The following is a 12,808-nucleotide window of genomic DNA, read 5'->3' as shown; positions in this document are numbered from 1 at the left end:
TCACATAGCGCGGTTGCAGCCAAGTGAGCTTTTTGGCGGCAGCCGCTGCTTCATTTTAAGAATATAACTGTTTTATCAGGGAATCATCCCATATTTGCACTTCTATATATCTTTCCGGACCTTTGTCTCCTTGGGCATTCCATGCTTGGGGCAGATCGTATTTGGTTAGGATATCGGCAATCTCACTGAGCGTATAGACTTGACCGCGATAGGGCTTTCCGTCGTTGTATCTCATTGCAGGAAATAAATCGCCATATGTAAAGCTAAGGATATCAGGTTCAAAGTCAGACATGGAAAAGGGAATCACTTTGCCTTGTGGATACCAATCCAGAAGCCAGGGGCACTCTCCAAGAGTCATGTAGTGAGGAAAGTTTTGCAAAGGCCTGCCTCCCTTAACTACGAATAATTCTCTTGCCTTCCATTCAAGTTGACGCCTAATGTTCATGTAATCCTTGGAACGTTTACTTGCAAATCCCCTTTGCTGAGATCGAATTTGTTGAAGAACCTTTTCAGCCTCCTGCGGTTCTAGAGCGGATAAATTGCGAAATGGGCCAGTAGATTCATCGTAATAATGATACAGCTTCATCTTCATTTTCATCTTGGTTCACCCCGCCTATTCCTCATATAATTAGCTGGATTCAGCATTAATATATCAAATTTATGGAAGGAAATCGTTCTAGAGTATGAAAAAAAAGGACTCGCATGCTGTAACTTGCTTAACTCGTATTTGATTGAGGCGAATCACCTTTGACGATTCAAGGCTTAAGGAACCGCAGCATGCGATGGTTGCCGAGACCTCGAAGTTCGGAACGTCCTCCTTTTTTGATGGACTGAGGTTCCGTTAATTTGGCTTTTGATCTGATTTCAGGCCGTAAGCGGACAGGAGATCCGTTATTGCCCACATTCTCCCGTCAAAGTAGCGATTTGCAGCGCATTAGCGTCTCCTGAGTCCGCGGCCTATGTCAAAATCTATGATTCTATGGAAATAGCGTCTCCTGAGTCCGCAGCCAGTGCCATAATCCGTGATTCTGACGAATAGAAGTTCCTGGGTTCGCAGCTAGTGCCATAATCCGTGATTCTGACGAATAGATGCTCCTGGTTTCGCAGCCAGTGCCGTAATCCGTGATTCTAACAAATAGATGCTCCGTGGTTTGCAGCCAAGTGCCGTAGTCCCAGATTCTGACGAATAGAGGCTCTGTGGTTTGCAGCCAAGTGCCGTAGTCCCAGATTCTGATGAAATAGCGGCTGCTGTGTCCAGCAAATCTATTTTTGTACGGTAAGCAAATCCCTGAAACAAAAAGCATGAAGCTATACTTCATTACGTAGGCTCAAATTCATGAGGGGATCATTGCCGGTAGGAGAGGGGGTATATTTGACGCTGCCTTTTATCCAGATCAAATTTAGATCTGATCTAAATCTGATCTAGATCTGATCTAAATCTGATCCAAATTTGATCCAGACCTGATCTGCATCTGATCTGCATCTAATCTGGCTGGCTTATCTTTGCTTAAACAGCCTAATATGCGACAGCTACTTTCTTTTTCAAAGCCCCTTGACAATCATTTACTCTAATGTTAGAGTAATTATATTCTAATATTAGATTAAATAATTTAAGAATAAAAAACAACTAGTGGGGGAATTAAAATGAGTATCGTAGCTATTGTCATTCAAGTGTTGTTGGGACTGGGTTTTCTAATGTTTGGTTTTATGAAGCTGGGCTCGAAGCAAATGGTCGATGAGTTTAAGCGTTACGGCTTGCCTTCTGGTGTTCGACTGTTCACAGGCTTGGCTGAAATTGCAGCGGCGGCTCTTGTTGTGGCGGGTATTTGGTACAGCAGTCTAGCTGCTTGGGGCGGCCTGATTATCGTGGTTATTATGGCAGGGGCTGTCGCGACACACCTTAAGGTCAAAGACCCGGGCTCGAAAATCGGCATGCCGCTCGTATTGCTAGTGCTTGGTTTGGTCGTATTGCTGCTCAACTGGAGCGCATTGGCGGGCTAATCATGTAATGGGCGTAACCGATTCGTTCTCGCTATTACATTTTCATTCTTATAAAGGAGATGCATTCAAATGAAAATTCGGGTTGTAAGTCCAGACGAGCAGGGCAAAGGCGAATTTGACGGTGGCAAAATAAAAGAGCAGAAGCCAATCGGCTTTTCTGGCGAGGGCTCTATTTTTAACCGGCTTGGCCCTTTGTTTTATTGGGCATGGGCTCATATTGAGGAAGCGGGCGAAATTGGCGAGCATCCGCATAAGGGCTTTGAAATTTTAACGTATGTGCTGGGAGGCAAGAGCTCCCATCGGGACTCGCTTGGCACACAAAGCGTCGTGAGTGAAGGCGGCGTTCAAGTGATGCAGACCGGCTCCGGGATGTGGCATGCAGAAGGCTCGGACGGTCCGGCAGAGCTGTTCCAAATTTGGCTGGAGCCGCATCTAAGCAAGGCGGTGAAACGAGAGCCGGTATATGCGAAATATACGCATGAGCAATTTCCTCGTACATCAGAGAACGGGGTATCGGTTAAAACGATTTTGGGCGGGCAATCGCCAATTGAGCTCGTAGCCGATGCTGCAATGGTCGAGGTGGAACTGGAAGCCGGAGCATCGCATACGTACAGTTATTCGCTGGGACGAAGCCGCATTGCGGGCATTTTGGCGATCAGAGGGGATGGCATGCTTGCAGGCGAGCAGGAGATTTCATTTGCAAATAAAGATTTTATAGTGGTACAGTCAAAGGATGGCGGAGAAATTCGGATCAGTAATCAAGGTCAGGCGTTGCTGCGTTTCATCATGATTGACGTTCCGGCCGAGGTAGATTATCCGCTGTACAACAAACCGCTATAACGGGTTTATTTTAGACGGGAAAGGAGGTTGGGTATATATGTATCAAGCCGATGAGCGCACCGAGCTGGACTTGCGGCTGTTCCGTGTTTGGAGCAAAGCTTCTATGGCTGTATTTGGAAATGTCAAAAAAGACATCGCAAGCCATGGCGTTGAGCCGGAGCAATTCATTATTCTTGAGCTATTATACAGCAAGGGGCCACAGCCGATTACGAAAATCAGCGAAACCTTCTCCATTCCAACCGGAAGCATCACTTATGTCGTAGACAAGCTGGAGAAAAAAGGATACGTCAAGCGGCATCCCAGTCCGACCGATCGAAGGGCTTCCAATGCCGCGCTTACCGAATCGGGCACGCAGCTGTTTAATGAAATTTTTCCTAAGCATGCGGAGATGATTTCACGCAGCATGTCCTTCATTGATGATTCGGAGAAAGAGCTGCTGATCCAGCTGCTCAAAAAAATCGGGCTTGGCGCAGAACAGCTAAGCTGATGCTTGAATAACGGCAGAGCTGTTTCCGTCTAATGCCGGGAATGCCTCTGCCGTTATTTTGTTGCTTAAACCATTGAGCGGATAGTTTCGATCACTGGAGTAAAAGCCAATAGCCCCGCATGATTATGAAGGCAAGCTTCATGATCGTACGGGGCTATTTTTCATAGGCGCATTAAGCGGGGCTTAGTTCAAGCTCATCATTATCGTTGCTGTTAAACACATCGCGATCCAGCTCGCCTTCGGCTTGGGCGACGAGCACCGAAGTGACCGTCGTTCCCGTTGCATTGACGGCTGTGCGGCCCATATCAATAAGCGATTCGACAGCGACAACAAGTGCAAGTCCCTCCAGCGGCAGGCCAACGGCAGTGAGCACGACCGTTGTCGAGATGGAAGCAGGGCCTGGCACGCCAGCAACGCCGATCGATGAAATGACACTGACGAGCACAATTAGGATATATTCGGTAACGCCGAGCGGAATGCCATAAATATGCGAAACGAATACGGCGACCACAGCCGGCCATACGCCGCCACAGCCGGCCATACGCCGCCACAGCCGTTAAAGTTCATCGTGGCGCCGAGCGGAGCGACGAAGCTGGCAACTTTAGGCGATACGCCGAGCCGCTTCGTAATGACCTCCAGATTGATTGGCAAGGTCGCATAGCTGCTGCGCGTCGTGAATGCAACTGCAATCGTCGGATACGCCTTTTTGAAAAAACGCAGCGGATTCAGCTTGGCAACGAAGGAGATCAGTCCGCCAAATACGAGCACGAAATGCAAAATCAACGCAATGTAGGTGACGATAATGAGCATGCCGAGCGGCTTCAATGTTTCAAGGCCATATCTGGCAGCCATTACGGCGATTAGCGCATAAACACCGTATGGCGTGAAGCGAAGCACGAATTTGACGACCTGATGCAGCACCTCGGTGAGCGAGGCGAACAGCGCTTTAACGGGCTGAACGGCATCAGGCTTCTTCGGCGACAAGTCCAAGGCCAAGCGCCAGCAGCACCCTCGTGCCGAAGCCTACGCGTTTCTTCGCCAAATAATAAAGCACGGTGAGAATGACTGCCGATATGAGCAGCGTAAGCCAGTTGTTCTGAAAAGCGGATACTAAATTGTTGTCCATTGCCAACATCCCTTCTGCTATGACGAATAAGAATAATATATAATTCCTACCTATTTACTAAGTATTAGAGTGCGAAATGTAATATAGCATTCACCTTTCACCCCTGTCAATTATAAATTTGGTAAAAAAAGAGGAAAACCGCTTACTTGCGGCTTCCCCCTATAATGGGCTTATATTTCACCCTCAAAACGAAAGCTTTGCCACCAGAGGCTGGCGCCAGCCGTTTACGCTTGATCGGCTGGCGTCGCTTTTTTATAAGCGGCCGGCGTTTGCCCAGTTACTTTTTTAAACATGCGGTGAAAATGGGGCAAGCTCTCAAAGCCGCAGGCTTCGGCAATGAGCCGAACGTTCTCGTCGCTTGCCAGCAGCAGCTCCTTGGCGCGAATAATGCGCTTCGCCGTCACATAGTCGGTGACATTCATGCCGGTGAGCTGCTTAAACACGCGGGAAAAATGGGCCGGCGTGACCGCCGCCATTTGCGCCAATACGGACAAGCCGAGCGGGCTCTCGGGATGCTCATCGATATAGTGAAGGATGTTCCGCATCCATAGCGGGCCGATCAACGGGCTATCCGCCTTGGCATATTCGCGGCTGCTCGCAATAATCCGGCGGTTCATCAGCAGCAATATATGCTCCAGCTGCAGCAATATCGCCTGCCGATAGCCGGGCTGCTGCTCACGGAGCTCAAGCTCTAGCTCATCAATGAGCCGCTCCAGCTTAAGCTGCTCCTGCATAGTCGGCTCAAATTTGTAGCGTTTATGCTTTTTGGCATGGTCGAAGCAGCGCAAATAAGAGAAGCTGTCCCCGAACGACGCGGTTTGGACGAATAAGGTGCTGAAGAAAATCGCCGTCGACGTCACCGGCTCCTCCTTGTCGGGAAACGAGCGATGTATCGTATTGCCCGGGATAATGAATAAATCGCCAGGCTTCATATCGTAAAAGGTTTGGTCGATAAAAAAAGTGCCCTTGCCCTCATAAATGTAGACGAGCTCATACCAGTCATGCAGATGATCAGGCAGCTCCGTCTGCCAATGCTTGCGGTCACGGTAGACGAAATCGAAAGGGAATGAGCTGCCAACCTCGAACGGCTTGCGAAAAGGCTTCATAAGCGAAACGACTCCTCCTTGCGCCAGTCTAGGCCAAGCGCGTTATGTTTCTATAGTCCAGCATAGCAAAAATCAAAATACAGTACAAATATGCAGGAATACGTTATTTTTAATATCATTATTGGCATTTATAATAAGAGCAAAGGAATAAACAGCAGTGGGCGCAGGTTTCGGCATTAGAGCGGATGCTGCTTTGAAAACGTTAACAATTACACGTTTATATTAAAATATAGGAAAGGATATGATTTCGCCATCCTTTCTCTATATTTCTCGGACTGAAACGCGCTGCGCCGCCAAAGGACAGCAAAAGCCGTTTCACCTTGTGTGAAAATATCGTTTTATAGGGGGCAGTAACGATGAGGATTGATGCGCATCAGCATTATTGGGCAATTGAGCGGGGCGATTACGGCTGGATTACAGCAGAGGTTCCCGTGCTTTACCGCGATTATGGGCCGGAGCATTTGCAGCCGAGCCTGAATCGGCATGGCATTAGCCATACAATTGCGGTGCAAGCCGCTCCAACACTGGCAGAGACCGATTATTTACTCGCCTTAAGCGACCGCACGGAGTCGATTGCGGGGGTTGTCGGCTTTCTCGATTTGTTCGATCCCGAGCATTTAAGCCACTTTGCACGATTTGAACGTCATCAGCGGTTCGTGGGGTTCCGCGTGATGATTCAAGAGCTGCAGAATGCGAATGTAATTTTACAGCAGACGTTCGTTGAGGCGCTGAAGGAGTATGAGCAGCGGGATACGCCTATTGACCTGCTCCTCACCTCGCATCAGCTTGATTCGCTCGTTCAGGTTATGAAGCAGGTGCCGAATTTGCGCGGTGTTATTGATCATTTGGCGAAGCCGCGGATCGCGGCGGGCGAGCTTGACCCTTGGCGCAGCCAGCTGACGGAGCTGGCGCGTTATCCGAAGCTGTATTGCAAGCTGTCGGGAATGGTCACAGAGGCGAGCCACGACAGCTGGCGGCCAGAGCATTTTATCGCGTATATTCGCCATGTGCTGGAGGCTTTCGGACCGGACCGAGTCATGTTCGGCAGTGATTGGCCGGTTTGCCTGCTGGCGGCGGGCTATGATGAGGTTGTGGATGTGCTGGAGCAGGCGCTGCCAGCCTCGTGGGGAGATGCGGAGCGAAGCAAGCTGTTCGGACTAAATGCAAAGGAGTTTTATAAACTATGAGCCAGTTAAATAAGACGCTTTTGGGACAGGAAGACCATGAACGCTATGAGGCGGTTCAAGCAGGCAAAATAACGGTGCTGCAAATCGGCGAAGGCAACTTTTTGCGCGGCTTTGCGGATTGGATGCTTCAGGAATGCCATAAGCAGGGCCTGTTCGGCGGCGGAGTCGCGGTGACGCAGCCGCGTCCAGGCGGCAAGCCGAAAATTGACGCTTTGGCCAAGCAGGACGGCCTTTATACGCTAGTCATTCGAGGATTGGAAAATGGTGCGGCTGTTGAGCGCAAGGAAGTTGTCACCGTTTTTGCAAAGGCATTTGATCCCTATTCGGAATGGGAGTCGCTAGTGAAGCTTGCGGAAAGCAAGGATTTGCGTTTCGTCATTTCCAACACGACAGAGGCGGGACTTGCCTACAGGCCGGAGCCGCTGCTGGAAGGCCAGCCGATTCAGTCTTACCCGGGCAAGCTTGCTTATTTGCTGTATCGCCGTTTTCTCGCATTCGAAGGCGCTGCGGACAGCGGGTTGACCTGCCTGCCTTGCGAGCTGCTGGAACGCAATGGCGACGAACTGAAAGCTTGTGTGCTGCGCTATAGCGAGGATTGGGGCTTTCCGCAGGCATTTAAAGACTGGGTGGAGCAGGATAACCGCTTCTTGAACTCGCTCGTAGACCGAATCGTGACGGGCTATCCTGATGAGCAGCAGGCGCAGCAATGGTTTGCGGAGTGGGGCTATGAGGACCCGATGCTGACGACAGCTGAGCCGTATCATTTTTGGGCGATTGAGGCTGAGCCGGAGCTGGATGAGCAGCTGCCGCTGCGCCGAGCAGGGCTAAACGTACATTTTGTGGAGGATTTGAAGCCATTTCAGCTGCGGAAGGTGCGGATACTGAATGGCGCCCATACGCTGATGACGCCGCTTGCGCTCGTCCATGGGCTGGAGCAGGTGCGCGAGGTGATGGAGCATGCGGAGTTTGGCCCCTACGTTCGTGAAGCCGTAGAGAAGGAGATTATTCCGGCACTGCCACTGCCCGAGGGCGAGCTTAAAGATTATGCCGCTGCGGTCTATGAGCGCTTTCTCAATCCGTTCATTCGCCACCGGCTTGCAGATATTGCGATGAACAGCATCAGCAAGTTCAAGGTTAGACTGCTGCCATCGCTGCTGGATTACGCAGATCGCGGCCAGCCAGTGCCAGCACGGCTGGTGCGCGCTTTTGCCGGATTGCTGCGCTACTATAAAGTAGAGAGCGATGGAGCAGGCGCATATACAGGTACGGATTTGCTCGGCAATGTGTATGCCGTACGCGACGATGCTGGAGCATTAGCGGCGCTTGCAGCGGCGTGGGCTTCGGAAGGAACGGATCAAGGCGCAGCAGCAGCGGGCTCGGCACAAGCGCAAGCAGAGCGGCTGCTGGCATTAACCGAGCTATGGGGACGCGACTTGCAGGCAGTACCAGGCTTGGTGGAAGCGGTAGCTTCGCAGTTAGAGGAACTGGAGCGTGGTGCGCATGAATAACTGGGTTCGGCTTAATGAGAAGGATCAGGTCGTTATTGCGCTTACGCCGCTTTCCCAAGGGGATAAGCTGACGCTTGAAAATGGCAGGGAGCTGGAACTGCTCGAGGATGTGCCCAAAGGGCATAAAATTGCTTCGACGCCAATTCCGCAGGACGCGCATGTGCTCAAGTTTGGCTATTCCATCGGCATCGCCAAGTCGGATATTCCGGCAGGCAGCTGGGTGCATACGCATAATATTGGAACCGGGCTGAAAGGCTTTCTGGAATATTCGTATGACCCGGCTAAGGGGCGCGAGGAATCAGCAGCGCCAGCTGCGAGCTCGGCGAATCGTGCCAACCAGACGTTTCAAGGCTATGTGCGGGATGGCGGCGAGGTTGGCATCCGCAATGAAATTTGGATTATTAATACGGTCGGCTGCATTAACAAAACCTGTGAAATCGTAGCTCGGCGGGCTGATGCGCTGTATGCGGGACGCGTCGATGGCGTTTATCATTTTGCCCATCCGTTCGGCTGCTCGCAGCTTGGCGACGATCTTCAGCACACGCAGAAGCTGCTCGCTTCGCTTGTGAACCATCCGAATGCGGCAGGCGTGCTCGTAATGGGGCTCGGCTGTGAAAATAATCAGATCGACCTGTTTAAGCAGGCGATTGGCGACTACAATCCGGAGCGCGTCAAGTTTATTAAGTCGCAGGAGGTTGAAGACGAGCTGGAGGCTGCGCTTGAGGAAATCGACGCTCTCGTCGAATTCGCAGAGCGCTTCAAGCGGGAGCCGGTACCGGTTGCGAAGCTCAAGCTGGGGCTGAAATGCGGCGGCTCGGACGGCTTGTCCGGCATTACCGCCAATCCGCTTGTTGGAACGGTTTCGGATCGCTTAATTGAAGCGGGCGGCACAGCGATTCTGACCGAGGTGCCAGAAATGTTCGGCGCCGAAACGATATTGATGAATCGCGCAGACAATGAGCAGGTTTTTGGAAAAATCGTGCATTTGATTAATGATTTTAAGCAATATTTTATTCGTCATGATCAGGAAATTTATGAAAATCCTTCGCCGGGCAACAAGGCTGGCGGCATCAGTACTTTGGAGGAGAAGTCGCTCGGCTGCACGCAAAAGGGCGGTCACGCTTTGGTGAAGGACGTTGTTCCTTATGGCGAGCGGATTACGCATACTGGCCTGAACTTGCTGGAAGCGCCGGGCAATGATCTCGTATCGGTAACGGCATTGTCTGCTGGCGGCGCACATATCGTGCTGTTCACGACAGGTCGGGGAACGCCATTCGGCGGCCCGGTGCCAACGGTGAAGATCGCTACGAACAGCGAGCTGGCAGGTCGCAAAAAAAATTGGATCGATTTCAACGCGGGACAACTGCTCGAAGGCAAGACGATGAACGAGCTGACCGATGAGCTGTGGGATCAATTGCTGGCGCTCGCTTCTGGCGAAGCGAAGACGAATAATGAACGCAATGGCTTTAAGGAAATTGCCATTTTCAAAGACGGCGTTATTTTGTAATCGGAGGGAAAAGGATGAAATATCGACAACTAGGAAAAACCGGACTGGATGTATCGGTGCTCAGCTTCGGCGCGTCTTCCCTCGGTTCTGTATTCAGGGAAACGAATGAGGAAGAAGCGATTCGCACCGTTCATAGCGCCTTGGATGCAGGAATCAACTATATCGACGTCTCGCCTTATTATGGAATGACGAAGGCGGAGACGGTGCTCGGCAAGGCGATTAAGGAGCTGCCGCGAGATCAGTTTCTGCTCTCGACTAAAGCGGGCCGATATGGCGTGGACAGCTTTGATTTTTCCGAGAGCCGAATTATGAGTTCCCTTGAAGAAAGCTTGCAGCGGCTTAACACGGATTACGTTGATTTTATGTTCCTTCACGATATTGAGTTTGTTTCGCCTGAGCATGCAGCACAGGGAATTCCAGCGCTGCAAAAGCTCAAGGAGCAGGGTAAAATCCGTCACTATGGCATTTCCGGCTTGCCTCTGCAGCTATTCGAAAAATGGCTGCCGCATACGGAAGTCGATGTTATTTTATCCTATTGCCATTATTCATTAAATGATACGTCGCTGCTGGGCCTGCTGCCGCTCATTGAGCAGTACAATGTCGGTTTGGTGAGCGCATCACCGTTGTCGATGGGCCTGCTTGGCACAAGAGGAACGCCGGACTGGCATCCGGCAAGCGCTGAGCTGAAGGCCGCCTGTCTGCGTGCTGCCGAGCATTGTGCAGCGCAAGGGACAGATATTGCGAAGCTGGCGATGCAGTTTGCCGTAGCGAATGAGCAAATTCCGACGACGCTGGTTAGCACAGCGAATCCGGAAAATATCCGCCGCAATGCGGCATGGATAGAGGAGCCTATGGACGAGCGGCTGCTTAAGGAAGTGCTTCAATTGCTGGCACCCGTTGCAGATGTAAGCTGGATCAGCGGCTTGCCGGAATATAATGAGCACATCAGCGGCGGCGCTGGGCAAAGGAGCGCGACATCATGAAAGCCATTGTGTGCGAGCAGCCAGACAGTCTCAAGCTGACGGAGCAGGAGCAGCCTGCTTTTGACGGCGGCGCTGAAGGGGCAGTAGCGGCTGGCCCAGGGGATGCTATTATTCGCATCCGCCGCATCGGCATTTGCGGGACAGATATGCATGCTTATAAAGGGAACCAGCCTTTTTTCCAATATCCTCGCGTTCTCGGCCATGAGCTGGCGGCAATTGTAGAAGCAGTTGGCGAAAAGGTGACTGGGCTTGAGCCAGGCGATCAGGTTAGTGTCATTCCTTATATGCACTGTGGTACTTGCATCGCATGCAGGCGCGGCAAAACAAATTGCTGTACCGCCATGCAGGTGCTGGGCGTTCATAAGGATGGCGGCATGCGCGAGTTGATTGCGGTTCCTGCCACCCATCTGATCAAGACGGATGGCTTGACGCTGGATATGGCGGCCATGCTGGAGCCGCTTAGCATCGGCGCCCATGCCGTGCGCCGTGCGGAGCTTGAAGCGGGCGAGACCGTGCTCGTCATCGGAGCAGGGCCGATAGGGCTTGGCGTTATGGCGTTCGCCAAGCATCGGGGAGCAAGGGTCATTGCGATGGATATTAATGAGGAGCGGCTTGCTTTTTGCAAGGAATGGGCTGAGGTTGATGAAACGGTTCATGCTTTGCAGCAGCCGAAAGAGCGGATCGCCGAGCTGACAGAGGGAGACTTTCCAACCGTCGTATTTGACGCAACGGGCAATGCCCGTTCTATGACGGATGCCTTCGGCCTGACAGCGCATGGCGGCAAGCTGGTCTATGTTGGACTCGTGAAAGCGGACATTGCCTTTCATGATCCAGAATTTCATAAACGTGAGCTGACGCTGATGGGCAGCCGTAATGCAACCCGTGAGGATTTTGACATCGTGATTGAAGCTGTAGCCAGCGGCAGTGTTAACGTAGACCGGTTAATTACGCATCGTTCGTCCTTTGAAGGTTTGATTGGCGTGTTCGACGAGTGGCTGAAACCGGAGTCGAAAGTCATTAAAGCGATGGTAGAGCTGTAGCCTAATTCTTGCTATTGCCCAGATAATGCGACTTATGCTAAAGTAAGTTTAGCTTTTCTGATCCTGTGTTAGCTAAGCTTACGTAGATGGCATGAGCTGTACAGGAAGGATAATGAAGGGAGAGCTGCGGCTCTTCCTTTTTTATATGAATAGGCCTTTATATATGATATACGAGGTATATCTATATAATTTGAACGGAAGAAAGCGATAGGGCAAGGGAGAAACGGAGAGAAAGGTTGGAACTGGAGAGAGCGATAGCGTCCGCCTTTGTTTTCTTATTTCAACCTCAAAGAGGGATAATGAAAGAAATAAGAAAACAACAGCGGCCGGAAGTCCAACCTTTTTCGCAGTGGCGACCAGCGCGCTCATGCTAATCAATCGTTCAACTTATCTAGCAATAGCAGAGAGGGAGATGAAGGATGAGTATTGTAAATGATTTATTGTCATATAATGAGAAATTTGTTGAGGAAAAGCGTTATGAACAGTTTTTGACGGACAAGTTTCCGGCGAAAAAGGTAGCGATTTTGACGTGTATGGATACTCGTCTTGTTGAGCTGCTGCCGCAAGCGCTGAATTTGCGTAATGGCGATGCCAAAATCATTAAAAACGCAGGTGCGATTTTGACTCAGCCGTTCGGCAGTGCGATGCGCAGTATACTAGTCGCTGTCTATGAGCTGGGTGTAGAGGAAGTGCTCGTTATCGGGCATCACGGCTGTGGCATGAACAATTTGGATACGCAGGGCATGGTCAATAAATTCAAGGAAAACGGCATTTCAGAAGTCGTTATCGATACGCTGGAGAGCTCCGGCATTAAGATGGACCGTTTCTTGAAGGGATTCGACAAGGTGGAGGAAGGCGTTATGGACAGCATCGGCATTATTCGCAACCACCCGCTGATGCCTGCCCATATTCCTGTGCATGGCTTCGTTATCGATCCAGAGACAGGACGTCTTGATTTGGTGGATGAAGGATATAAGAAGAAATAATTTATCCGAAAAAATAACATTAAAGCAAGCCCCTTTC

Annotated in this window: 14 protein-coding genes; 9 read left to right on the top strand and 5 right to left on the bottom strand. The window is 50.9% G+C overall.

From position 1 onward, the window contains the following. Positions 1–55: 55 nt before the first annotated feature. On the bottom strand, positions 56–598 hold the full coding sequence (locus MHB80_RS25160; protein WP_341279528.1) for a hypothetical protein: 543 nt from the start codon (positions 596–598) through the stop codon (positions 56–58). 1,046 nt (positions 599–1,644) lie between these two features. Here MHB80_RS25160 and MHB80_RS25155 point away from each other — a divergent pair. The 3 genes from MHB80_RS25155 to MHB80_RS25145 all read left to right on the top strand — a co-directional run bounded on the left by MHB80_RS25155 (position 1,645) and on the right by MHB80_RS25145 (position 3,328). Continuing rightward, on the top strand, positions 1,645–2,001 hold the full coding sequence (locus MHB80_RS25155) for a DoxX family protein (RefSeq protein WP_341279527.1): 357 nt from the start codon (positions 1,645–1,647) through the stop codon (positions 1,999–2,001). 69 nt (positions 2,002–2,070) lie between these two features. Further along, the gene (locus MHB80_RS25150; protein WP_341279526.1) at positions 2,071–2,841 is read left to right on the top strand and encodes a pirin family protein; all 771 of its coding nucleotides are present in this window, start codon (positions 2,071–2,073) and stop codon (positions 2,839–2,841) included. A 37-nt stretch (positions 2,842–2,878) separates the two neighbouring features. Then, positions 2,879–3,328 carry a MarR family transcriptional regulator gene (locus MHB80_RS25145; RefSeq protein ID WP_341279525.1) on the top strand — a complete coding sequence of 150 codons (450 nt, stop codon included), beginning with the start codon at positions 2,879–2,881 and terminating at the stop codon, positions 3,326–3,328. A 172-nt stretch (positions 3,329–3,500) separates the two neighbouring features. On the opposite strand, the gene MHB80_RS25140 is transcribed toward MHB80_RS25145, so the two are convergent. From MHB80_RS25140 to MHB80_RS25125, 4 genes are all read right to left on the bottom strand, one after another. After that, on the bottom strand, positions 3,501–3,839 hold the full coding sequence (locus MHB80_RS25140; protein ID WP_341279524.1) for a cation:dicarboxylase symporter family transporter: 339 nt from the start codon (positions 3,837–3,839) through the stop codon (positions 3,501–3,503). Next, the gene (locus MHB80_RS25135; RefSeq protein WP_341279523.1) at positions 3,776–4,324 is read right to left on the bottom strand and encodes a cation:dicarboxylase symporter family transporter; all 549 of its coding nucleotides are present in this window, start codon (positions 4,322–4,324) and stop codon (positions 3,776–3,778) included. The genes MHB80_RS25140 and MHB80_RS25135 overlap by 64 nt, the downstream gene beginning before the upstream one ends. Continuing rightward, the gene (locus tag MHB80_RS25130; RefSeq protein WP_341279522.1) at positions 4,293–4,454 is read right to left on the bottom strand and encodes a hypothetical protein; all 162 of its coding nucleotides are present in this window, start codon (positions 4,452–4,454) and stop codon (positions 4,293–4,295) included. Before MHB80_RS25130 ends, MHB80_RS25135 begins: the two co-directional genes overlap by 32 nt. 224 nt (positions 4,455–4,678) lie before the next feature. Beyond that, on the bottom strand, positions 4,679–5,560 hold the full coding sequence (locus MHB80_RS25125) for an AraC family transcriptional regulator (protein WP_341279521.1): 882 nt from the start codon (positions 5,558–5,560) through the stop codon (positions 4,679–4,681). A 356-nt stretch (positions 5,561–5,916) separates the two neighbouring features. Between MHB80_RS25125 and MHB80_RS25120 the strand changes: the two genes are divergently transcribed. The 6 genes from MHB80_RS25120 to MHB80_RS25095 all read left to right on the top strand — a co-directional run bounded on the left by MHB80_RS25120 (position 5,917) and on the right by MHB80_RS25095 (position 12,771). Continuing rightward, a complete protein-coding gene (locus MHB80_RS25120; RefSeq protein ID WP_341279520.1) occupies positions 5,917–6,747 on the top strand; it encodes an amidohydrolase family protein in 831 nt (276 codons plus the stop codon). Continuing rightward, a complete protein-coding gene (locus MHB80_RS25115; protein ID WP_341279519.1) occupies positions 6,744–8,255 on the top strand; it encodes a tagaturonate reductase in 1,512 nt (503 codons plus the stop codon). Before MHB80_RS25120 ends, MHB80_RS25115 begins: the two co-directional genes overlap by 4 nt. Then, positions 8,248–9,762 carry an altronate dehydratase family protein gene (locus MHB80_RS25110; protein WP_341279518.1) on the top strand — a complete coding sequence of 505 codons (1,515 nt, stop codon included), beginning with the start codon at positions 8,248–8,250 and terminating at the stop codon, positions 9,760–9,762. Before MHB80_RS25115 ends, MHB80_RS25110 begins: the two co-directional genes overlap by 8 nt. A 14-nt stretch (positions 9,763–9,776) precedes the next feature. Beyond that, on the top strand, positions 9,777–10,745 hold the full coding sequence (locus MHB80_RS25105; RefSeq protein ID WP_341279517.1) for an aldo/keto reductase: 969 nt from the start codon (positions 9,777–9,779) through the stop codon (positions 10,743–10,745). Beyond that, on the top strand, positions 10,742–11,785 hold the full coding sequence (locus MHB80_RS25100) for a zinc-binding alcohol dehydrogenase family protein (protein ID WP_341279516.1): 1,044 nt from the start codon (positions 10,742–10,744) through the stop codon (positions 11,783–11,785). Before MHB80_RS25105 ends, MHB80_RS25100 begins: the two co-directional genes overlap by 4 nt. A 419-nt stretch (positions 11,786–12,204) precedes the next feature. Next, complete coding sequence (locus MHB80_RS25095; protein WP_341279515.1) at positions 12,205–12,771, top strand: carbonic anhydrase; 567 nt, start codon at positions 12,205–12,207, stop codon at positions 12,769–12,771. Positions 12,772–12,808: the final 37 nt, after the last annotated feature.

Origin of the sequence: Paenibacillus sp. FSL H8-0537 (assembly GCF_038051995.1) — a bacterium.
Lineage (GTDB): Bacteria > Bacillota > Bacilli > Paenibacillales > Paenibacillaceae > Pristimantibacillus.
This window is presented reverse-complemented; position numbering and strand designations above follow the sequence as displayed.

Bases quoted from the DNA above. Each gene is read 5' to 3' on its own strand.
- MHB80_RS25160 (WP_341279528.1), bottom strand. From the start codon at position 598: ATGAAAATGAAGATGAAGCTGTATCATTATTACGATGAATCTACTGGC.
- MHB80_RS25155 (WP_341279527.1), top strand. From the start codon at position 1,645: ATGAGTATCGTAGCTATTGTCATTCAAGTGTTGTTGGGACTGGGTTTT.
- MHB80_RS25150 (WP_341279526.1), top strand. From the start codon at position 2,071: ATGAAAATTCGGGTTGTAAGTCCAGACGAGCAGGGCAAAGGCGAATTT.
- MHB80_RS25145 (WP_341279525.1), top strand. From the start codon at position 2,879: ATGTATCAAGCCGATGAGCGCACCGAGCTGGACTTGCGGCTGTTCCGT.
- MHB80_RS25130 (WP_341279522.1), bottom strand. From the start codon at position 4,454: ATGGACAACAATTTAGTATCCGCTTTTCAGAACAACTGGCTTACGCTG.
- MHB80_RS25125 (WP_341279521.1), bottom strand. From the start codon at position 5,560: ATGAAGCCTTTTCGCAAGCCGTTCGAGGTTGGCAGCTCATTCCCTTTC.
- MHB80_RS25120 (WP_341279520.1), top strand. From the start codon at position 5,917: ATGAGGATTGATGCGCATCAGCATTATTGGGCAATTGAGCGGGGCGAT.
- MHB80_RS25115 (WP_341279519.1), top strand. From the start codon at position 6,744: ATGAGCCAGTTAAATAAGACGCTTTTGGGACAGGAAGACCATGAACGC.
- MHB80_RS25110 (WP_341279518.1), top strand. From the start codon at position 8,248: ATGAATAACTGGGTTCGGCTTAATGAGAAGGATCAGGTCGTTATTGCG.
- MHB80_RS25105 (WP_341279517.1), top strand. From the start codon at position 9,777: ATGAAATATCGACAACTAGGAAAAACCGGACTGGATGTATCGGTGCTC.
- MHB80_RS25100 (WP_341279516.1), top strand. From the start codon at position 10,742: ATGAAAGCCATTGTGTGCGAGCAGCCAGACAGTCTCAAGCTGACGGAG.
- MHB80_RS25095 (WP_341279515.1), top strand. From the start codon at position 12,205: ATGAGTATTGTAAATGATTTATTGTCATATAATGAGAAATTTGTTGAG.